Annotated in this window: 13 protein-coding genes; 6 read left to right on the top strand and 7 right to left on the bottom strand. The window is 63.4% G+C overall.

Annotated elements, in window-relative coordinates:
- Positions 1–319: 319 nt before the first annotated feature.
- Positions 320–1,249, bottom strand: coding sequence for a 2-dehydropantoate 2-reductase (locus tag HZ994_10565; GenBank protein QTN32756.1), 930 nt, complete (start codon positions 1,247–1,249; stop codon positions 320–322).
- A gap of 558 nt (positions 1,250–1,807) precedes the next feature.
- Between HZ994_10565 and HZ994_10560 the strand changes: the two genes are divergently transcribed.
- Complete coding sequence (locus tag HZ994_10560) at positions 1,808–3,127, top strand: hypothetical protein (protein ID QTN32755.1); 1,320 nt, start codon at positions 1,808–1,810, stop codon at positions 3,125–3,127.
- Between the two features lie 97 nt (positions 3,128–3,224).
- Here the strand turns inward: HZ994_10560 and HZ994_10555 are convergent, their stop codons facing one another.
- Complete coding sequence (locus tag HZ994_10555; GenBank protein ID QTN32754.1) at positions 3,225–4,007, bottom strand: EamA family transporter; 783 nt, start codon at positions 4,005–4,007, stop codon at positions 3,225–3,227.
- A 175-nt stretch (positions 4,008–4,182) separates the two neighbouring features.
- On the opposite strand from HZ994_10555, the gene HZ994_10550 reads away from it, so the two are divergent.
- The 5 genes from HZ994_10550 (at position 4,183) to HZ994_10530 (ending at position 10,989) form a co-directional block, all read left to right on the top strand.
- Positions 4,183–4,443: a GIY-YIG nuclease family protein gene (locus HZ994_10550; protein ID QTN32753.1), complete on the top strand. Its 261-nt coding sequence runs from the start codon at positions 4,183–4,185 to the stop codon at positions 4,441–4,443.
- Between the two features lie 81 nt (positions 4,444–4,524).
- Positions 4,525–5,802 (top strand): aspartate aminotransferase family protein, encoded by a 1,278-nt coding sequence (locus HZ994_10545; GenBank protein ID QTN32752.1) that lies wholly within the window; start codon positions 4,525–4,527, stop codon positions 5,800–5,802.
- 114 nt (positions 5,803–5,916) lie between these two features.
- Positions 5,917–8,382 (top strand): DUF1553 domain-containing protein, encoded by a 2,466-nt coding sequence (locus HZ994_10540; GenBank protein QTN32751.1) that lies wholly within the window; start codon positions 5,917–5,919, stop codon positions 8,380–8,382.
- On the top strand, positions 8,379–9,818 hold the full coding sequence (locus HZ994_10535; GenBank protein ID QTN32750.1) for a DUF1501 domain-containing protein: 1,440 nt from the start codon (positions 8,379–8,381) through the stop codon (positions 9,816–9,818). Before HZ994_10540 ends, HZ994_10535 begins: the two co-directional genes overlap by 4 nt.
- A 103-nt stretch (positions 9,819–9,921) precedes the next feature.
- Positions 9,922–10,989 carry a hypothetical protein gene (locus tag HZ994_10530; GenBank protein ID QTN32749.1) on the top strand — a complete coding sequence of 356 codons (1,068 nt, stop codon included), beginning with the start codon at positions 9,922–9,924 and terminating at the stop codon, positions 10,987–10,989.
- A gap of 128 nt (positions 10,990–11,117) precedes the next feature.
- Here the strand turns inward: HZ994_10530 and HZ994_10525 are convergent, their stop codons facing one another.
- From HZ994_10525 to HZ994_10505, 5 genes are all read right to left on the bottom strand, one after another.
- Positions 11,118–14,540 carry a hypothetical protein gene (locus HZ994_10525; GenBank protein QTN32748.1) on the bottom strand — a complete coding sequence of 1,141 codons (3,423 nt, stop codon included), beginning with the start codon at positions 14,538–14,540 and terminating at the stop codon, positions 11,118–11,120.
- A 257-nt stretch (positions 14,541–14,797) separates the two neighbouring features.
- Positions 14,798–15,238 (bottom strand): universal stress protein, encoded by a 441-nt coding sequence (locus tag HZ994_10520; protein ID QTN32747.1) that lies wholly within the window; start codon positions 15,236–15,238, stop codon positions 14,798–14,800.
- Between the two features lie 91 nt (positions 15,239–15,329).
- Positions 15,330–16,787, bottom strand: coding sequence for a DUF1501 domain-containing protein (locus tag HZ994_10515; protein ID QTN32746.1), 1,458 nt, complete (start codon positions 16,785–16,787; stop codon positions 15,330–15,332).
- A 6-nt stretch (positions 16,788–16,793) separates the two neighbouring features.
- Entirely contained in the window at positions 16,794–19,907 is a 3,114-nt protein-coding gene (locus tag HZ994_10510) for a DUF1553 domain-containing protein (protein QTN32745.1), read from the bottom strand.
- Positions 19,908–20,242: 335 nt separating this feature from the next.
- On the bottom strand, positions 20,243–21,157 hold the full coding sequence (locus HZ994_10505) for a sialate O-acetylesterase (protein QTN34369.1): 915 nt from the start codon (positions 21,155–21,157) through the stop codon (positions 20,243–20,245).
- Positions 21,158–21,221 lie beyond the last annotated feature (64 nt).

Raw genomic sequence — 21,221 nt, 5'->3', positions numbered from 1 at the left:
CGAACCGGATGCCTGGGTGGTGCAAGCGGGTTCGCGGCCTGTCCTGTCGTGGTTCGCGGCGCAACCCTTCGCGGTGCTCGGGCTGTTCGGGCACAGCATGAACGTAGCCATCGCCAGCACGAGCCCCAGGAAAACACCCGCGCTACGAACTGCTGTCCGGAGCTCGTTTCCTTGGGCCACAGCAAAATCGTGATGATCTCACGTGGGGGCCGCCGCAAGACCTCGCCCCTGGCAAAACTGTTTGAGGGCGGGACGATAGGTCCGGCGAAGGGGTGGTGGGACACTGCCCGCAAGCGTGAAAGGCAGAGAAACCAAGTTGTCAGCCCCGTTCCGCCAAACGCCTTTTCATACGTAGGAGCAGCTTTTCCAGCGCAGCCATCTCCACCCCGGCCGCCTTCGCGCGCCGCATCGGTTCCTCCCAGATCGGCCCGAGTTCAAGTTCGCGGCCTTCCAGGAAATCAATCATCGTAGAAGGGCGGTAGGCATCCATCGGGCGGGTGCGCTCGATGTTCTTATCAACCAAGGCCTGATCGAGCGAAATCCCCTGGGCTCGCGCGGCGGCGACAACCTCTTCCATGAGGCGGCGGATCTCGGCCTCGATGCGGGGATCTGCGAGAAGCTCCTTCGTGTCCTTGCCGCCTTCGGCGACCGAAAGGCCGTTGAAAGGCACGTTCCAGATCAGCTTTTCCCACTGGGCGACCAACAGGTTTTCCGTTGCGGCTGCGGGGATCTTCGCTTCCCGGAAACGCGCCGCCAAGATCTCCGCCCTTCCCGGGACGCCCGGTGCGAACTCCCCGATGGTCAGCCTCCCTCCCGAGGTGTGCGATACCGTTCCGGGGGCGATACGATTGATGCACACGAAGCACAGCCCTCCGCAGACACGCTCCGCCCCCACGATTTCCGCGACGCTTTCGCAGTTCCCCAAACCGTTCTGCAAGGTCAGCACCTGCGTGCCGGCATGAAGAAGAGGCGGCAGCACCGCGCCAAGCGAACCGTTCGCAGTCGCCTTCCAGGCAACGATCACCAGATCCACCGCACCGGTCTCCTCCGCGCTGCGGAAGACCTTGGCCTCCGGTAGATGGAAGCCCCCGGCAACGCTCTCCGCCCGTATGCCATTCCCGGAAATTTCATCGAAATCCGATCTCGCCAGGAAGCTCACATCCCCTCCCGCCTCCGCCAGCCTGCCGCCATAATACAGGCCGATCGCGCCCGATCCAACGATTGCCACCTTGTTGAAATCCCACGCCATGCCGCACCGTGGAACAAGCCTGCGCCAGCGTCAATGGAGTAGGCGCGTCCCCGCGCCTTGGGTCACGGGTGGCGTCTCCGCCGCCTGTAAAAACTTCGACTGGAGCACGGAAAAGCTGATTCGCGATTCCCTAGGCGTTTTTCAGAACGGCTGATACGGGTTGAGTGTCCGTTTTATGCGAAATCCGGTGATTCTGGCCGTTTGTTTTCCGGGATCCGATTCGTGAAGCACGAGGCCTCTAGTGAAATCAAGCTGCTCGTAATGACCGAGGGTCAGCACCTGGGCTGTACGGCCTGAGTCGATCTTCACCCTAGCAGAGGATTTCCCGAGTGAAACCAAGGTGACATTTCGTTCAACGATTCCAGCTGACTCACCCACCCTAAGCCGAACACCTGGCTCCCCACCTCCCTCATAGATGCGGCAGGAGGAGGCAAGGCATGAAGCGGCGAAGAGGGCGTGAAGGCGTATCCACATGACTTATCCCTATCTCTTGTGAGCCTCCATCGCCAGCGCTATTAATTCTTGCCTCTATCTCTCAATGCTTGGAATCTATTTCCCATGCCCACCTCGACATCAATTCTCCCGGACAAACTGCACGAATACCCGCATCACGATGTCATCGATGGAGCATCGGATTCGATTCTCGATGAGATCATCAATCAGAACGACGGGGTGCTGCAACTCCTCCACCGCTATGCCGGCCGGACATTTTGCACGCCGGGAAGGCGCCTTCGCCTGGATGAGAAATCGTACTACCCGGACTACATGAATGGGACGGGTCTCGATGAGGTCTGGATGTGCTGCACCGTGCCCATCGTGACAGGCGTCATCGATACCCGCACGGGAAAGGCGCCTTTTCGTGAGGGGGAAGCGCACGTCCTCACGCCGAGCGGTCAGGTGATCTCACTTCAGGATTTGATTGAGGCCAATCCTGGAGCCGTCATGGGAGAGAAAGCCACGTCACTTTCGAGGGAATTGTTCGGCAAGGTCACCTGGCCCATCGTGTCCAAGAAATTCGACAACCTGAACCCCATTCCCCACCACCTCCACTGGGCAAAATGGGAAGTTTACGACATCAATTCATACGACAATCCCGGAGTCAGCCCGTCGCACTATCACACCACGGCGATGGGTCTCTACCCGTTCGTGACAAAGGATCAGTTCCTCGCCTGCATGAAGAGCTGGGGGCAGGGCGAGTATAACGGCGTCCGGCATTTGTCTCCGCACACGATGATGCACATTGATAACGGCTTCGTGATGCCGAACGGGGTGCTGCACTCACCGACGAACCTTTGCACGCACGAGTTGCACGTCACGATGGACGAGCATTTCCTGGCCGAGGATCTGACGCTGGATGGGCGGATCGGGGCGGCCGATGCGTTTTACGCCTGCCGCGAAGAGGACTATCCGAAGAACCGGCACGAAGACTGGGAATTCCTGGTCGAAACGTTCGACTTCGAGGCGAACCAGGATCCGAACTTCGTGAAGAAGAATTCGCGCCCGGCCATCACCGCCGAAGAATTTGTAGGCGATGGGGTGGATGCAAAGTGGATCGTTTACGGTGATTTCCTCGGCGACCAGAAGGCCTCGATTCTCCGCCTCATCGTCGCGCCGGGTAGCAAGACCAAGTTCTGCCCGGAAAGCCCCGCGCTGTTTCACACCAATGGCGGCATCGGCCGGGTTGGGAAACTCGAAGTGCGATATCACCTGGACATGAAGCTTGGCGAAATCTATCCCGAGATCGGATTCATCACCCAAGCCGCGCTTGATCGCGGTGGTGTCGAAATCGAGAACACGGGAACCGAACCGCTCGTCTTGACCTTCGACTTCCCGCAACAAGCGCACTCCAAAACCCCGGGTGCTTCCGTTGCGCGCTAGTCGCTTGATGTTGGCTGAGCCCCAGGGTCGTGGAAGACGGCATTCGACGCGCCCGGCGAAACGAACGAAGCGCCCGGCTCCTGGGGTGAGGCGCTTTTCACCCGAAACGCTTCCGCAGGAGGGGGTGGAGGAAATTCGCCAGGATGATGGTCAGCGCGCCGAGGTAGAAGGCGGGCTTGAGGCTCTCATGCTCGTTGAAAATGAGGGCGGCGGCGATGATGCCGTACACCGGCTCGAAGTTCGAGACGAGGTTGATGTCGTAGGCGGAGAGGGAGCGCAGCAGGCGGTTGGTCAGATCCTGCGCGAAGACGGTGCAGATGATCGCGAGGATGCCGATCCAGAGCCAATCCCATGCATCGCGGACACCGAGCGCGGGCAGGCCTGCGGGATCGAAGATTGGGACGGCGGCAAGGCAGACGGCGGCGGAGGCGGCCATTTCCCAGCCGACCATGACCATGGGATCCGCGCCTTCGACCATGAGCATGCCGTTGAGGACGAGGAAAATCGCCGCGAACAGCGCGCTGAGCAGCGCGATGAGAAGGCCGAGCCAATGCGCTTGCTCCACCCCTGCGATCAGGCACACCCCGACCACCACGATCAGGCCGATGAAGACCTCGAAGGGTCGGATGCGGCGGCGGGTGAAAAGCGGCTCCGCGAAGGCGGTGAACAGCGACATGGTGGCCAGTCCGGCCAGCGCGATGGAAACGTTGGCGATCTTGACCGCTCCGAACAGGCATAGCCAGTGCAGCCCGATGATCGCACCGATGCAGAGCAGTTTCCCCACCTTCCGCCAGCCCAGCCAGATCCTGCGGTTCCGCATGGCCGCGATCCACAGGAAAGCGGCGACCGCCGCGATCAGGCAACGCCAGGTGATGAGCACCGGAGCACTGACGGAAGCCAGACGACCGAGGATGGTCGTCGCCGCGAAAATGAAAACCAGGAGATGGAGCTGGAGGTAGGGGCTGATGCGCGGAAGCTTCGTGACCCGGAGAGCGGCTTGGAAGCGAAATCAGGGGAATCCTTTCCCTTCGTCCCTGTGGGCGCTACAAGCGGCCATGCCCGCTTCCACCTGGTCGGTTTACATCATCCGCTGCGGCGACGGATCGCTCTACACCGGCATCGCCACGGATGTGGAACGGCGTTTTTCCGAGCACCTTTCCCAGGGGCCGAAGGCGGCGAGATACCTGCGCGGGCGGCTGCCGCTCGAAATCGTCTATCGACGCGAAGTCGGCAACCGCTCCGAGGCGAGCAAGGAGGAGCTGCGGATCAAGCGCCTCGGGGCGAAGGCGAAGCATGCGCTGGTCAGCGCAGGGTGATGCATGCCGCAATCCCCGGCTTGTGCCAAGCCGGTCATTTTGCGCTTCAATGACCGGCTCGCAATGCGGATGCTCCGCACCGTGCTACCCGAGATCCTCACAAATGTCCCCGGCGGGAAATCCCATGCCCTGGCGGCGAGGCTCTCGGCGGTGGAGTGCCGGAACACTACGTTCCTAGTAGATGACTGGCCCATTTTCTGGGAGCGGGCGGAGGGGGCGAACGTGTGGGACGTGGATGGGAACCGGTATCTCGACATGACCAGCGGCTTCGGGGTGGCGGGCATGGGCTACGGCTTCACCGGGGATGCCCTGCGCGGGCAGAGCGCATCCCTGATGCACGCGATGGGCGATGTCCACCCGGCGCGGATCAAGGTGGAACTCTGCGAGGCGCTCTCCGAAATCACTTTCGGGAGATGGGCCGGCCGCAAGGGGAAGTGCCTGTTTGGAAATTCCGGCTTCGAGGCGGTGGAGGCGGCGCTGAAAACGGCGGTGGTGGCGACGGGGCGGAGCGGGATCCTTTCCTTCGGGGGCGGATATCACGGCCTGGGTTATGGCACGCTGCTGGGGGCGGGGATAGGCTGGTTCCGCGAGCCCTTCGAGGGACAGCTTGCGGCCGTGACCCAGCGGCTCCCTTTTCCGCGCACGCCGGGGGAACTGGAAACATTTTCCGACGATCTCTGGGAGCTCGACGGGCTCTCCATCGGCGCTGTGCTGGTCGAGCCGGTGCAGGGGCGCGGCGGGATCGTGGTGCCGCCGGATGGTTTCCTGAAAATCCTGCGTGAGTGGTGCGATGCCGTCGGCGCGGTCCTGATTTTCGATGAGATCTACACCGGGTTCTGGCGGACGGGGAAAATGTTCGCCTGCGAGTGGGAGGGCGTGGTGCCGGATCTCATCTGCCTCGGCAAAGCCCTCAGCGGCGGATTCCCCATCTCCGCCTGTGTCGGCTCCGCAGAGGTGATGGACTGCTGGCCTCCAAGCGCGGGCGAGGCGCTGCATACCAGCACCTTCCTGGGGAATCCGATGGGCTGTGCGATGGCTCTCGAAGCGCTGTTCCGCTATCGGGAGCCAAGCACGGAAGCCATGGTGCGGGCCGCAGCGGATCGCCTCCGCGAGGCGCTGGAAGCCCTGGTCAGCTTGCCCTGTGTCCGTGAAATCCGCGGCCGGGGTCTGATGATGGGCGTGGAGACCGACAGCGGCGAACGCGCCCTCGCAGCCATCAAAGCCCTCCTGCGCTCAGGGATCATCGCCCTTCCCGACGGGCCTGCGGGGGATGTGCTTGCCTTCACCCCGCCATTCTGCGTCTCTCCGGAGGAAATCGGCTTCGCGGTGGGAAAACTGCGCGGCTTGCTGGAGCGATGAGCGATCACAGGGTGCCCATGCGTGTCCCGGGCTTGCGAAATGGAACCTTCATGCGAAGATTCCCCCGCTGTGAGCGTATTGCTTCAGGCGGAATTGTTTTCGCGCTCGAGAATCATGAGACAGGCCACCATCCCCATCTGGAAAAGCTTTCCCGTAGCCTTGCTTGCGCTCGCTTCCACGGCGCCGGCCGCCGGGCCGGATTTCAACCGCGAGGTGCGCCCCATCCTTTCGGAAAACTGTTTCCTCTGCCACGGGCAGGATCCGGAGCATCGCGGCGGGGAACTGCGCCTCGACATCCGCGAGGAGGCGATCGCAGCGCGCGATGACGGGGCGGCCATCGTTCCCGGGGATCCGGACAAGAGCCAGATGCTGCGCCGCATCCTCTCCACCGATCCGGACATGATGATGCCGCCGCCCAAGGCGCACCTGCCGCCGCTGAAGCCGGAACAGATCGCAATCCTCGAAAGCTGGATCAAGAACGGCGCGGAGTACCAGCCGCACTGGGCCTTCGTGCCCCCGGTCAAGGCGGAGACCCGGGGAAATCCCGTGGACGGATTTGTCCGCGCCGGCCTCCTGGAAAAAGGCCTCAGTCCCAGCCCGCCCGCGCCACCGGAGACGCAGGTGCGGCGCCTGCACCTGGACCTGACAGGCTTGCCGCCGACACCTGCGGAAGTCGATTCCTTCCTTGCGGACAGCTCGCCGGATCGCTGGGAAAAACGGATCCGCACCCTGATGGACTCGCCGCATTTCGCGGAGCGCATGGCGATGCCGTGGCTGGATGCCGCCCGCTACTCGGACACCCATGGATTCTCCATCGACGATCACCGCGACATGTGGGGCTGGCGCGACTGGGTGATCGACGCGTTCCGGAAAAACCAACCCTACGACCAATTCGTCACCGAGCAGCTCGCCGGAGACCTCATTCCCGGCGCCACCCCGGATCAGATCGCGGCCACCGGCTTTCTCCGCAACAGCATGAACACCCACGAGGGCGGCACCATCGAGGAGGAATACCGCGTGGCCTACGCGATCGACAAGGTCGATGCGGTGGCGACCTCCATGCTCGGACTGACGATGAAGTGCGCCCAGTGCCACGACCACAAATACGACCCGATCTCGCAGAAGGATTACTACCGCTTCTTCGCATTTTTCAACAGCTCCACGGAGAGCGGCAAGGGCGCGACGAACGCCAGCTCGCCGCCTGTCATCGAATACCGGTCGCCGCTCGGCGATGGCGGGATGGCCGGCGTGGGCAAAAGGATCTCCGAGCTGCAATATCTCCGCTCCCATCCCTCGGCGGAAATCGTCGCCGCCCGCGAATCCTGGGAGGCCACCGCCACCGCTCCGCGAGAGCTGTTAGATATCCCGCGCCCGGAGCGCACCCACGATCACTGGAAGGCGCTCAACGAGGCCTTCATCAAGGCCGGTGGCCCGCTGGCGGGCCTGGCAGGCATCACGCTAAAGACCATCGATGTGGAGATCGGCGTGCTGGAAAAGGAGATCAAGCGCGGCAAGACCACGGTGATGGTCATGGATCACAAGCCCGGCCTCCGCAAGACGCACATCCTTGGGCGCGGCGCCTACGACCAGCCGGGCGAGGAGGTCACGGCCGGCACACCATCGGCGCTTCCGGCGATCGGCGGGGAAGGGGAGGCGACCCGGCTCGATCTCGCCCGCTGGGTCACTGACGCGGAGAATCCGCTCACGGCCCGCGTCGCGGTGAACCGGCTTTGGCAGATGATCTTCGGGCGCGGCATCGTCGAGACGGCAGGCGATTTCGGGAACCAGGGATCATGGCCCACGCATCCGGAGTTGCTCGATTGGCTGGCTGTGGATCTTGTGGAAAACGGCTGGGATCTGCGCAGCACCCTGATGACCATCCTGAGCTCGGAAACCTATCGCCAGTCCGCCGTTGCCACTGCGGAAATGCTGGAGAAGGATCCGCGCTGCGAGTTGCTTTCCCGCTCGCCGCGCTCGCGCCTTGCGGCGGAGATCATCCGCGATCAGGCGCTCGCCCTCAGCGGCCTGCTCAATCCCACGCTCGGCGGGCCCGGGGTGCATCCGCCACAGCCGGATCTGTGGAGCGAGATCAGCCACTTCGGTTACCAGCATCCCTTCACGGCCCAGATATTCCTGCCGGGCAGCGGAGATTCGCTTTACCGCCGCAGCATCTACACATTTTGGAAACGCACCTCGCCGCCTCCGTCCATGGCCATTTTCGATGCGCCCACGCGTGAGACCTGCGCGGTGATACGCAGCAATACGAACACCCCCTTGCAGGCGCTCGTCCTGATGAACGAGCCGCAATACGTGGAGGCCGCCGTGGCCTTCGGGCGGCGCATGATCGCGGAGGGCGGGGCAAACCGCGCCGGCTACGGCTTCCGGATGGCGACCGGGCGCGAGCCGACGGCGGAGGAGCTTTCCCTGCTGGCTGAGGCGCTGGAAAAACATCATGCCCGCTATGAAAAGGATCCCGCCGCCGCGAAGCTCCTCGTCGGCGCAGAAAATCCGGAACTCGCCGCCCACGCGATGCTCGCCTCCATCCTCCTCAACCTCGACGAACTCATCAACAGGCCATGAACCCGCTCGAACACCCAGCCAACGCCGTCTCACGCCGCAGCTTCCTCGGCCTGACAGGGCTCGGCCTCGGCGCGATGGCCGCCCGCAGCCTGCTCGCGGCGGATCTGAAAATCCCCGCCGCCGCCCTGCCTGCGCGCAACCCGCATTTCGCCCCCAAGGCAAAGCGAGTCATCTACCTTTTCCAATCCGGCGGGCCGTCCCACATCGACCTCTTCGATTACAAGCCGGAGCTGGAAAAACTTCATGGCAAGGATCTCCCTGACTCCGTCCGCCAGGGCCAGCGGCTCACCGGCATGACCTCCGGGCAGAAAAGCTTCCCCCTTTGCAAGGGGCTGAAACCCTTCGCGCAGCATGGCGAGAGCGGCCAGTGGATCAGCGAATACCTGCCATACACTTCAGGCATCGCGGACAAGATCGCGGTGATACGCTCCATGCACACCGAGGCGATCAACCACGACCCCGGTATCACCTTCATCAACACCGGATCGCAGTTTCCCGGAATGCCGAGCATGGGCTCGTGGGTCTCCTACGGGCTCGGCAGCATGAACGAAAACCTTCCCTCCTACGTCGTCCTCACCTCCCAAGGCACGGGGAAAAACCCGGGGCAGCCGATTTTCTCACGTCTCTGGGGCAGCGGTTTCCTGCCATCCAGCCACCAGGGCGTGCAGTTCCGCAGCGGGAAAGACCCTGTGCTTTTCCTCAACGACCCCGCAGGCATCACCCGCAGCGACCGCCGCGCGATGCTCGACGATCTCGCCGCCTTCAACCGCATCCGCCACGACGAGCTGGGCGATCCGGAGATCCAGACCCGCATCAGCCAGTACGAAATGGCCTTCCGGATGCAGGCCTCCGCGCCGGAGCTTGCGGATCTTTCCGACGAGCCGGATTCCGTCTTCGAACTCTACGGCGAGGATGCCCGCCGCCCGGGCACCTACGCCTACAACTGCCTGCTCGCCCGCCGCATGGCCGAGCGCGGCGTGCGTTTCACCCAGCTTTTCCACCGCGGCTGGGATCAGCACCTCAGCCTTCCCACCCACCTGGCGGCGCAGTGCAATGACACCGACCAGGCATCCGCCGCACTCATCACCGATCTCGACCGGCGCGGGCTGCTCGAAGACACGCTCGTCATCTGGGGCGGGGAGTTCGGGCGCACCGTTTACAGCCAGGGCAAGCTCGGCACCGGCCGCGACCACCACGGGCGCTGCTTCAGCTCATGGGTCGCCGGCGGAGGCACCAAGGCGGGCACCAGCTACGGGCTGACCGATGACTACTCCTACAACATCGTCGAAAACCCCGTGCACATCCGCGATCTCAACGCCACCATCCTCCACTGCCTCGGCATGGACCACGACAGGTTCACCTTCCGCTTCCAGGGACTGAACCAGAAGCCCACCGGAGTCACCCCCGCGAAGGTGGTGGAGGGGATTTTGGCGTGACGGAGCCTTCCCTCCCATGGAAACGGGAGCCGTAAAGTCGGGTGTTGATTCCCGGCCTGAGCGCGGGCAGGATGTTTTCCAATTCCCCAAGCGAACTTTCCTCATGCCTGAATCCAACCCTGCGGACCACAACAAAGTCACCCAGCACCTCATCGGGCAGCTTCGCCGCCATCCGAAACGGGTGGTTTTCACGGAAGGCGAGGACATTCGCGTCATCGAGGCCGCCGCCCGGCTTGTCGCCGCGGAAGCCGTCGCCCCCATCCTGTTGGGACGCCCGGAGCGCATCCGCGCCATGGCCGGACAAAACAGGATCCCGCTGAATTTCGTCCGCATCATCGATCCGAAGAGCTCCTCCGACCTGCCCCTTTTCGTGAAACGGGCGGAAAACATGGGTCGCTACCGGGACAGCGGCCAGGTGGACACCGAGGAAACCATCATCCGCCCTCATTACTTCGGCTCCATGATGGTGCAGTACGGGCATGCGGATGCCATCGTCGGTGGCAACCAGGCGATCCCCGCCGCCTACTTCCGCGCCCTGCTCCACAACATCAAGCCGGAGGCGGATGTGCCGCGCATCTTTGGAGTCACGTTGCTCGTTGCCCCGCATTTCCCGCTGCTCGGGGAAGACCGCATCCTTTTCCTCGCGGACACCGGCCTCATCCCGCAGCCGGATGTGAACCAGCTCTCCACCATCGCCATCGAGACCGGAAAGCTCGCCCAACACTTTCTCGGGCGCAGGCCGAGCGTCGCCCTGCTCAGCCACTCCACGAAAGGCTCGTCCACCACGGCGGAAGCGCAGAAAATCGTCGCCGCCACCGCCCTGGCAAAAGACCGGATCCTCCGCGAAACGCTCGACCTCGACCTCGACGGAGAGCTTCAGGCGGACGTCGCCATCGACCCCGAGGCCGCCGAGACCAAGCTCCCGGACGCGGCAGCCAGGAAAACCGCCGACGTCCTGGTTTTCCCGAACCTCGATGCCGCCCACATCTCCCTGAAGCTCCTGCAGCACCTCGGCGGCGCGCAGAACTACGGCCAGCTCATCCTCGGCCTCGCCCGACCTGCCGCTCAACTCCCGCGCACCGCCTCGGTGGAAACCATTTTCGGCACCGCCGCCGCCGTCGCCGTGGAAGCGATCAAATACCACGAGCTGCACCCGGAGAGCGATTTCTGAACGGAAATGGATTTGAAAAATCGCCAGGCCACCAAGGTGCCTTCCCTGGGAAGCTGCCATGATGGATCCCGACGATCATCTCACGCCGAAGCGCTGACGATATCTCCGTTCATTCCGGTGAAAGCGGTTCACGGCGGAGGCGTGAATTCGGACTCCAGGCGGTAGAACGCCCTGCCGGCGGGCGGATTGGCATCGCTGAAGGTGACGAGGCGGTTCCCGCCGGAGAGGAACAAGCCGTTGCCGCCCTCGATGTCGCTGGCGGTGCTGCCGTTCACGATCCGGACGAGTTCCTCGAAGCTGCCCTCGGCGAGCGTGGTGGAGCGCATGAGCCGGAGGGTGGTGCCGGCGGGGACGCCGGTGTTGTTGTTGCCGAATCTGAGCACGGCTTCGCCGGCGGGTTGGATCTGCGGCACGGCGAGGTTCTCGAAGCCCGCGTCTCCGAACGGGGTGAAAGGATCGGTGCCGATGGCGACTTCAAGTCCGTAGGGGTTGCCGTCGCCGTCGAGGTCGTTGGGCCAGAGGACGGCGAGATCCGCGGGGTCGGGGTTGGCCCAGTCCGGAGCCTCGGTTGCGCCGATGTCCGGGGAGGCGTCGCGCGGGAAGCCGCGCTGGTCGGTGGCGGCGGGGGAACCGGTGGCGGCGCCGATGGCGGGGGAGCCCGGGAGCGGCAGCAGGGTGGCGGTGGTGCCGCCGAAGCCGCCGAGGGGGCTGAGAAGCGGGTCGCCGGAGAGGAGGTTGCCGGTGCCGGTGACCGGGTTTCGCGCGATGTTGTCCGGCGTGTTGCCAGCGAGGATGCTGTGGTTGGCGGTGGTGTTGCCATTGTTGAAAATCGCGCCGCCGCCGGAAGGTCCGGCGGAATTCGCGGAGATGGTGCAGTGATCCAGGATAAGAAGGGTGCCGGAATTCATCTCGATCGCCCCGCCCCCTGATCTTGCGGTGTTTCCCGTCAGAGTGCAGCGGGAGAGGAAAGCTTCGGTAGAGGAGGCGCACCGGATCGCGCCCCCGGAGATCCCGCGGTTGCCGCTGAAGGTGCTGTCATGGGCGCGGAGGGTAGCGGTGCGGAGGTAGATGGCTCCTCCGTCTTGAAGGGACGGGCTTTTGCCCGCGCTGTTGTCGATGAGCGAAGACCTGCGAATGATCAGCGCGGATCCTGAATCCGAATAGATGCCACCTCCTGATGCTGAATTGCCTTGGACTGCTCGCGCGCCCGTGCGATTGCCGGAGAGTGTGGAGGACTCCAGCAACAGTCTCCCTTGGTTGTGGATCCCGCCTCCGGTTCCGGACGAGCCGCCGAAAACAATCGATTCGCGATCATTGGGATCGAAAAATCCATCCCCGCCCATGCCGGTTTCGTTGCCTTGGACATGACAGTGGATCAGGCTCAAATCGCCGGCGTTCAGGATCCCTCCGCCCGGAGCACCGGGAGTGCCGATAAAGGGAAAATCGGGATTGGAAGGGTCGTCCCAATCCAGTCCTTCGTCCGAGCGGCCTTCGGTGATGGTAAGGTGGGTCATGGCGACCTCGGCCGCCCCGGTGATTCGGAAGATCCGGCTGGCGTGGTTTCCGGAGACGGTGACGGCGCCGCCTAGGCTCGAGGCGTCGATGAAAAGGTTCTTGTCGATGACGATTTCGCCGAGGGACAGAACGACGGGCGTGTCCTCGAAGCCGGAGACCATCTCGAAGGTGATGACGGCGCCATCGGGGGCATATTTGATCGCCTCGCGCAGGGAAGCTCCGGTTCCGGAAGAGAAGAAGAAGTTTCCGTCGTCCTCATCTACCACGGTGGTGGCGACGATTTTCAAGCCTGCCTCCACCGCGCCGATATCGAGTGCCGGGGTGCCGTCGGCATCGCCATCGCTGAAGCGGGCGTAGCCGCGCTGGTCGCCGCCGCCGGGATCGGTGGTGCCGGCGGCATCGATGGCGGGGGAACCGACGAGCGGGTGGCGCGTCATCGTCCTGCCGCCGTAGTAGGCGAGCGGGGAGAGCTTCGGATCGACCGGCGCGCCTGATGTCCCGACGAGGACGCCGTCGCTCGGAAATTCGCTGGTGACCGACTGGTTGCTGCCGATGAGGTTGGTGCCTGTCGGCGTGAGGGTTCCGGAAACTTTCAGAATGTCGGCTCCCAAGGGCGCTTGATTGCCGGCGATGATGCAGTTTTCGAGCGTGACTGTCGCGGGGGATTGCAAAAACAGCCCCCCTGCCTGACCCGGAGCTTGGTTGTCGGTGACGGTGCAGTGGACCAGGGTGGTCGTGCCGTCGATGACGGCCAGAGCCCCTCCGCCCACGGCCGAGGTCGCCTTGTTTCCACTGAAGGTGCAGTGGCGCAAGGTGACCGAACCGGCGTTCTGATGGCGGATGGCTCCTCCATCCGCTCCGGTGTTTCCGCGGAAGGTGCAGCGCAGGGCGTCAATGCCGCCTCCGAAAAACGAGTAAACGCCGCCACAGACCCCCACCGCGGTATTGTCCGTGATGCGGCAGTCCACCATGGTCAGCGCCCCCTCGGTGTTGATCCCCCCGCCGAAGGAACCGGTGAATCCATCGGCGATGGTGAGATGGTTGAGCCGGACATTTCTCCCGGAGGCGATGTTCATGACCCGCGAGGCGCGGTTGCCGCTGATGCGGATGCCGCGGGGCAGCCCGGAGGCGTCGATGGCCGCGTTCCTGCTGAGGCTCAACTCGCCGCCGGTGAGGGTGATGGTTTTCCCGCTGAGGGCGGGGGCGAAGGTGATGAGTCCGCCGTCGGGCGCGCCGGCGAGGGCGTCGCGCAGCGATCCGGCACCGGAGTCGGCGGTGTTGGTGACGACGGTGCCGAGATCGTCCCAGGTGGTGGCGACGACGAGCTTGTCCCAGGAAATTTCCCCGCCGCTGCCGCTGGCGAGGCGCACGGCGGTGCTCCAGTTGGTGCCGGTGTAGGTGAGGGATGCGGTGGGTGGGGGTTCCGCCGCGTTGAGGTCGGGATCGACGAAAAAGGCGACCACATTGCTCACGTAATCGAGCTTGGCGACGAAGGTGTAGGTGGTGTTCGCGGCGGCGTTCACGCTTGAGCCGCCATCGCCGGTGCCGAAGACGCGGACGCGGAAATCGTTGCCGCTATCGGTTTTCCCGAAGAACAGCCGCTCGGCGTTGAAGTCGTAGGAGCTGATTCCGAAGTAGGCGGGCACGGTGGCCCCGGTGGTGGCGTTGACGCGGAAATAAACCACCTTGGCGTCGGAACTGGGGACGCTGGCGGGGTCGTTGACCGCGCCGTTGCCCTCGTCGCTGGGAGGGAACCCCTCGCCGGGGCCGTTGAACTCGCGATCGGTTCCCGAGTTGTCGGTGACCAATTTCCCGTAGCGGACAAACGGAGCGCCGAAGCTGTTGTCCCAGTCCGAGGCGGTTCCGGTGTGCGAAACCGCGAAGTTGTCGTAGTCCCAGAAAATGCCGCCGCTTTGCCCCGCGACCGGTCCGTCCGGGTAGTCGAAGGATTCGACGCCGATGATTTCCGAGTGGCTGTGGGTGGCGACAAGGGCGAGGAATGCAACGGGAGTGAGAAATCGGGCACGCGTCATCATGGCTTTAAGTTAAACAGTGCCATGCTGGATTTATGCCAGGAAGAGGGCAAACACCAAATCACCCGACCGGGCGCATGGCAAAGCGACGACTTTCCGGGCAATGAATGAAAGCTAGGGTTTTGCTTGTTCGCCCAGAATGTGAAGTCCCCTCAAGGGGCAAACCGAGCAAGAGGCAAAGGGTCTGTTTTTCGCCTGCGCATTGCACAGGAGCCTGCGGTTGAGGGAACGGGTTGGAAAGGCAAAGAGCCTGTGTAGCCTCACTCATCCTTCCCCGCCGGGATCACCAGCGTTGGCACGATGGATTTCCTGATCATGCCCTCGGCCACGCTGCCTAGCAGTAGCGAGGCCACCACGCCGTGGCCGTGGGAACCGAGGATGACGAGATCCGCGGCGATCTCCCTGACCTTTTCCTCAAGCACATGCAGCGGGCTGCCATCACCGAGGTGGGTGACGGCTCCTGGGAAAACGGATGCGGCATCTTCGAGGGTTTTCTTGGCGCGGGCGCGGGTTTCCTCGTGGAAGGTGTGGATGGCGGGGAATTCCTCCGGGGTGAAGCCGTAGGCGGTGTAGGTCGGCTCGGGCTCGATCACATGCAGGAGGTGCAGTTCCGCACCAAAGGCTTTCGCCATTTCCGCGGCCGTGGCGACCACGCCGGGGCTTGCGTTTGAGAAATCGACGGATGCGAGGATTTTTTTCATACCTCACGATACACATATCCGGCGGCGGATGGAAAGGGAAACCCTCCGCATATCCACGCAGAGTTGAGGCGGCGATTGCGATCCTCAGGGGCTATGCGAAAAGATCCTTGATGACCTTGGCCGGCATAACACCCGTGAGGCGGTTGTCGAGGCCCTGGAACTTGTAGCTTAGCATTTCGTGCTGGATGCCGAGGGCGTGGAGGATGGTGGCGTGGAGATCGCGGATGTGGACGGGGTTCTGGGTGATGTTGTAGCTCAGCTCGTCGGTTTCCCCATAGACCTGACCACCCTTGATGCCGCCGCCGGCCATCCAGATGCTGAAGCAGCGCGGATGGTGGTCGCGGCCGTAGTTGTCCTCAGTGAGCTGGCCCTGCGAGTAGATCGTGCGCCCGAACTCGCCGCCCCAGATCACCAGGGTGTCTTCCAACATGCCGCGCATTTTCAGATCCTGGATGAGGCCGTAGCAGCCTTGGTCCACGTCCTTGCACTGGGAGGCGATGTCGCGCGGCAGGTTGCCGTGCTGGTCCCAGCCGCGGTGGAAAATCTGCACGAAGCGGACGCCCCTTTCGAGGAGCCTGCGGGCCATGAGGGCGGAGTTCGCGAAGCTGCCGCGGGTCTTGCTTTCCTCGCCGTAGAGCGCGTAGGTGTGCTCGGCTTCGCCGGAAAGGTCGGCCAGCTCAGGCACCGAGGACTGCATGCGGTAGGCCATCTCGTATTGCTGGACGCGGTTCTGGATCTCGGGATCGCCGATGGCGTCGTAGGACTTCATGTTGAGCTTGCCGAGGCCGTCGAGCATCTTGCGGCGCATTTCCTTGGAGACGCCGGGGTTGTCCTTGAGGAAAAGGACGGGATCGCCCAGCGAGCGGAGCGAGACGCCCGCGTGCTTGCCGGGCAGGAACGCGGAGCCCCAGAGCCGGTTCGAGATCGCCTGCACGTTCGAGTAGGGCGAGGTGTGCTTCGCATGGAGGACGACGAAGGCGGGCAGGTCGTTGTTCATCGAGCCGAGGCCGTAGGAAAGCCACGAACCGATGGAAGCCTTGCCGTTCACCATCGAGCCGGTGCAGATGAGCTGGTTGGCGGGTTCGTGGTTGATCGCGTCGGTGTGCATCGACTTGATGACACAGAGATCGTCCGCCATTTTCCCGTGCCATGGCAGGTAATCGCTGATCCACGTGCCGGACTGGCCGTGCTGGGTGAACTTGACGCGGGCGGGCGCGATGGGAAAGGCCGCCTGGCCCGAGGTCATGCCGGTGAGGCGCTCACCCTCTTTCGCGAGATAGCCCTTGAGGTCTTCCTTGAACCGTTTCACCAGTTCGGGCTTGTAGTCGAAGGTCTCGAACTGAGAGGGCGCGCCGATCAGCGAGATGTAGATCGCGCGCTTCGCCTTCGGGGCGAACTGAGGGAAAGCCACGCCGCCCGCAGGCTGGGAAGCTGCGAAACTTTTCTCGCCGAGCAGCGAGGCCATCGCAGCGACACCGAGGCCGGTGCCGGATTTCCGGAAGAACTGGCGGCGGGTGTAGGCCTGGTTGTAAATGTCCACTGGATTCATCGCAGTTTAGCGGGTTACGGTTTCGTCGAGGTTGAAGAGCTGGCTGGCGACAAGCGACCAGGCGGCGAGTTCGGGGGCGGGGATGGTTTCGGGAGCCTTGGACTCCCCGGTGGCGATGGCGAGCCGCGCCTCTTCGGGCTTGGCGGTGTAATGCGCGAGCGCGGCGTCGAGCGTTTCCTTCACCACGGCCCGTTCGGCGGTATCGAATTTCCGGTTCAGGAGGCGCAGGGACATGAGGTCGAGGCGGGTATCGAAATCCTTCTGTTCCGACATGGCCTTGGCGGCGAGGTTCCGGGAGGCTTCCACGAACTGCGGGTCGTTCATCAGGGCGAGCGCCTGGAGCGGGGTGTTCGTGCGGCTGCGCTTGAGGCAGAAGTGCTCGCGTGTCGGCGCGTCGAGGATCTCCATGGTGGGCGGCGCGGCGGTGCGCTTCCAGAAGGTGTAGATCGAGCGGCGGTAAAGAGCCTCACCGGTGTCCTGCTTGTAGTTCTTGGTGTTCGACTGCGGCATGGCCACGGCCTCCCAGATGCCTTCCGGCTGGTAGGGCTTCACGGGCGCGCCGCCGACCTTCGGCGAGAGCGCTCCGGCGGCCGCAAGCGAGAGGTCGCGGAGCTGCTCGGCGTCGAGGCGAAGGCGCGGGCCTCGCGAGACGAGGGCGTTGGAGTAATCCTTCTCCAGTTTCTCCGGGCTGATCGCGCCGGACTGGCGGTAGGCCTTGGAGGTGGCGATGATTTTCGCCATGTGGCGGTAGTCCCAGCCGCTGGAAACGAACTCCGAGGCGAGCCAATCGAGGAGCTTGGGATGCGTCGGGCGGGCGCCCATGATGCCGAAGTCGCCCGCCGATTCCACGATGCCGATCCCGAAGAAATTCGCCCAGAGGCGGTTCATCGTGACGCGTGCGGGGAGGGGGTTTTTCGGGTCGTTGAGCCACTTCGCGAGGCCGAGGCGGTTCTTCGGCGCACCTTCGGGCATGGGCGGCAGCATGGCGGGGGTATTGGGGAAAACCTTTTCGCCCTTTGAGGCGTAGGCTCCCCGCGTGAGGATGTGGGCGAAGGGTTCCTCGCTCTTCTCCTCGAATACCAGTGTGGCAGAGCCGCGCTTCCGGATCTCGCCGTCGGCGGCAACGAGCTTGTCCTTTTCGCGCAGCAGCTCAAGGGAAGGGGCATCCACGAAGGTGAAGTAGTGCTCCGCGAGCGCGGCGTTCTGCTCCTTCGTGCGCTTGTTCTCCGGGATCGCCGCCCAGACGCCGATCATCTTGTTGTTGGCAAGGTCGGAAATCTCCGCCCCGGTGAGTTTTTTCCGGTAGAAGCGGAAGTCCTGGAGCGAGACTTTGCCATTGAGTTTCGACTCCCCGCCCTCGCGAGAGCCAAGGCGCAGGGGCACGGTGGTTTCGATGGTTCCGCCGACCGTGTTCGGATTCGCACCGGCTCCGACCCTTTTCCCATCCACGAAAATCGACATCGTCTGGTGGCCGGCGAGCGTGCCGTCGAAAACGACCATGACATGATACCATACATTGGGTTTCAGCATGGTGGGTGAGACCATTTTGTTCGCCGACTTGTCCCAACTGTCGATGATGTGCGCGCCCGGCTGGCCGTTCTCAAGGTAGAGATCCCAGCCCCGGAAGCCGTTGGCGGAATCCATTTTCGCGATGACCGAGCCATTGACCTCTCTTGCCGGGCCATCGATCCGGATGAAGCCGCCGTAGCTGACCTGATCTCCGCGCGAGAAATTTCCGATGTCACCCAGCGGGATGTCCGCGCCGGAAACCGTGATCGCCTTGCCCAGCGGGCCGGCGATGCGCTTGGGCGCCGCCGACCACTCCTGCGGCTGGCCGTTCACCCTGCCCTTGATGTTGCCTTCGTTTTCCGTGAGGGGGAGGTGGATCGCCAGCGAAGAGTCCGTCTCCTGCGCCTGCGACTGCGCCGCCGTGGCGATCCAGCCCTTGAAATCCGCGTTCGCCGCCTTGCGCCGCGCCGCGAGCTTTCCGTCCAGGCTTTTCACGGACTCCTGTATCTGCATCCACTTTTCCCTGTCATCTTGTAGCGGGACGAAAATGGCCGGCGCGTGCTCCGCGTTGTTACCGTCCAGCGCCTTCATCGTGTTGTTCCGGAAAAACGCGGCGAACTGGTAGAAATCCTTCTGGGAAAACGGGTCGAACTTGTGGTCGTGGCAGGAGGCGCAGCTCGCCGTGAGGCCGAGCCAGATGCCGCTCATGGTGTCCACGCGGTCGGTGGCGTAGATCGCGTCGTATTCCTCGGGGATCGCGCCGCCCTCGCCGGTGGTGGCGAGGGAGCGGAGGAAACCGGTGGCCACGTGCTGGTCGAGCGTGCGGTCGGGAATGAGATCGCCGGCGAGCTGCTCGGTGGTGAACTGGTCCCATTTCATGTTCTGGTGGAAAGCCCGCACCACCCAATCGCGGTACGGCCAGATGGCGCGGTAGTTGTCGATGTGGATGCCGTGCGTGTCGGCATAGCGCGCCGCGTCGAGCCAATGCCGCGCGAAGTGCTCCGCGCTTTGGATGGAGGCGAGCATGCGGTCGGCCTCGGCGGCAACGGCGGCCTCGGCATCCTTTTCATAAGCGGCCACGAACGCATCCGTCTGGGCGGGTTCCGGCGGCAGGCCGGTGAGATCCAGCGACAGCCTGCGGTGGAAACGGCGCGCATCGTCGGTGGGATTCGGCTCCAGCCCCGCCTCGGCGAGTTTTTCGAAAATGAAGCCGTCCACCGGCTTGTCGGACCATTTGTTCTCGGGCGGAATCGGCCTGGCGATCGGCTCATAGGACCAGTGACCCTCGTATTCCGCGCCCTGCTCGATCCATTTCTCCAGAAGCGCGATCTCCCGCGCGCCCATCGTCTTGTGGCTTTCCGGCGGCGGCATCACCTCGGACTTGTCCGTGGAGCGGATGAGCTTCACCAACTCGGATTCCTCCGGCTTGCCCTTCACGATGACCGGCGCGCCGAAATCCCGCACCTTGAACATCTCTTCCTCGACATCGAAGCGCAACGGCTCCTTCTCCGGCATCCGGGTTCCGGCATCCGGGCCGTGGCAGTGATAGCAGTATTCGGAGAGGATGGGCTGAATGTGCTCGTTGAAGGAGACCTGCTCGGGAAGAATCATTTCACTCCCGTTGGACGCCGGGGCTGCGGCATCCTCAGCGCCATTGCTGAATACAATCGTTTTCTCCCGGCACCCTGCCAAAAGAAGTGCCAGAGGCGCGATGGTCCATGCAAAATATCTCATTGTTTTCGGAAAATTACGTGGATACATACCCTGAAACGCCGGGAGTCTTTCAGTCCCAGGGGATGCACGGCTTACGCTCGGACAAACTGTCGGTTTTTGCAAACCCGAAGCTCATGCCATCACGTCGGGCAACATGAAAGGCCTGCGCGGCAAACCGCACAGGCCCATGACTGATCCGCGCATGCGGAAGGGCGGATGGCTCTCGAAAGAGCTTATTTCAACAATTTCACCATGGCCTCTCCCAAGGCCAGGCCGACGTTCATGTAGGTTTTGGCATTGCCTCCGTAATGGGCGCTTGAGCTGCTGGGCGCATCGAGAAGCGGCTTGCTGTAGACGAAGCCGATGTTCTCGCCGAGCTCGTCCTTGTACTTGCCGCTCGCGAAGTTTTTCATGGCATGCAGGAGGATGCCGTGGCCGGACTCGGTGTCGCTCTCGTCGGTTTGGCCGAGCGACGCGCTCACGAAGGCGGCTTTCGGGGCATTGAAGTCCTTGCGCAAGGCCTTTAGCAGCAATCCGAGGTGCTTCTCGTAGTTGGCGGCGTGGGCCGGGTTGCGCATGTCCTTGTCGCCCTGCCACCAGACGATGCCGGCGACCTCGTATTCGGTGGCGCCGGGGTAGTAGGTGCCGATGTCCTCGAGGATCTTTTTGGCGTTGGCGACGTCATCGTCGTATTGCTTGCCGGCATACCACTGCAGCATGTCACCACCCTCGACGAAGGGAACAATGGTGCTGTCCTGTTTGCTTTTGACGGTCTCCTTGTAGCCAGGTTGCTCCTTGCCATCATGAGTGTAACGAGGCACACCCGGTGGCAGCAGATCCCAGCCGAGGCTGCGGTTGCCGATCGAGCTCTTGAGCACCATCACCGGCGCGTCAATGGCGTTGCCGAGCTGCTGGCCAACACCGATCTCGATGCCGATCTTGCCCTTGCCTTCGACGCTCAGCCATTCGTTGCGGTAAACGCCTTTCCCGACCATCACGGACACATTCCGCACGTCCTGGCGGACGGTCCACTTGCCGGTGTCATCGACAAGGAAGGGATATTTCTCGCCGAGATCAGGGGTTACCTTGCCCATTTCCAGGGTGTTGGACTGTCCCATGATCAGGAAAACCTGAACCGGCTTGGTCATGTCGGCGGGCTTTCCGTCGGGATCGGGGAGGTTGGTTTCGGCGTTCGCCACTGCGGCGAAGCCG

The organism is Akkermansiaceae bacterium (assembly GCA_017798145.1).
Lineage (GTDB): Bacteria > Verrucomicrobiota > Verrucomicrobiia > Verrucomicrobiales > Akkermansiaceae > Luteolibacter.
Note: the sequence above shows the minus strand (reverse complement) of the source record. Positions and strands in the feature narration are given on the sequence as shown.

Bases quoted from the DNA above. Each gene is read 5' to 3' on its own strand.
- HZ994_10530 (QTN32749.1), top strand. From the start codon at position 9,922: ATGCCTGAATCCAACCCTGCGGACCACAACAAAGTCACCCAGCACCTC.
- HZ994_10535 (QTN32750.1), top strand. From the start codon at position 8,379: ATGAACCCGCTCGAACACCCAGCCAACGCCGTCTCACGCCGCAGCTTC.
- HZ994_10520 (QTN32747.1), bottom strand. From the start codon at position 15,238: ATGAAAAAAATCCTCGCATCCGTCGATTTCTCAAACGCAAGCCCCGGC.
- HZ994_10525 (QTN32748.1), bottom strand. From the start codon at position 14,540: ATGATGACGCGTGCCCGATTTCTCACTCCCGTTGCATTCCTCGCCCTT.
- HZ994_10510 (QTN32745.1), bottom strand. From the start codon at position 19,907: ATGATTCTTCCCGAGCAGGTCTCCTTCAACGAGCACATTCAGCCCATC.
- HZ994_10560 (QTN32755.1), top strand. From the start codon at position 1,808: ATGCCCACCTCGACATCAATTCTCCCGGACAAACTGCACGAATACCCG.
- HZ994_10550 (QTN32753.1), top strand. From the start codon at position 4,183: ATGCCCGCTTCCACCTGGTCGGTTTACATCATCCGCTGCGGCGACGGA.
- HZ994_10515 (QTN32746.1), bottom strand. From the start codon at position 16,787: ATGAATCCAGTGGACATTTACAACCAGGCCTACACCCGCCGCCAGTTC.
- HZ994_10540 (QTN32751.1), top strand. From the start codon at position 5,917: ATGAGACAGGCCACCATCCCCATCTGGAAAAGCTTTCCCGTAGCCTTG.
- HZ994_10505 (QTN34369.1), bottom strand. From the start codon at position 21,157: ATGACCAAGCCGGTTCAGGTTTTCCTGATCATGGGACAGTCCAACACC.
- HZ994_10565 (QTN32756.1), bottom strand. From the start codon at position 1,249: ATGGCGTGGGATTTCAACAAGGTGGCAATCGTTGGATCGGGCGCGATC.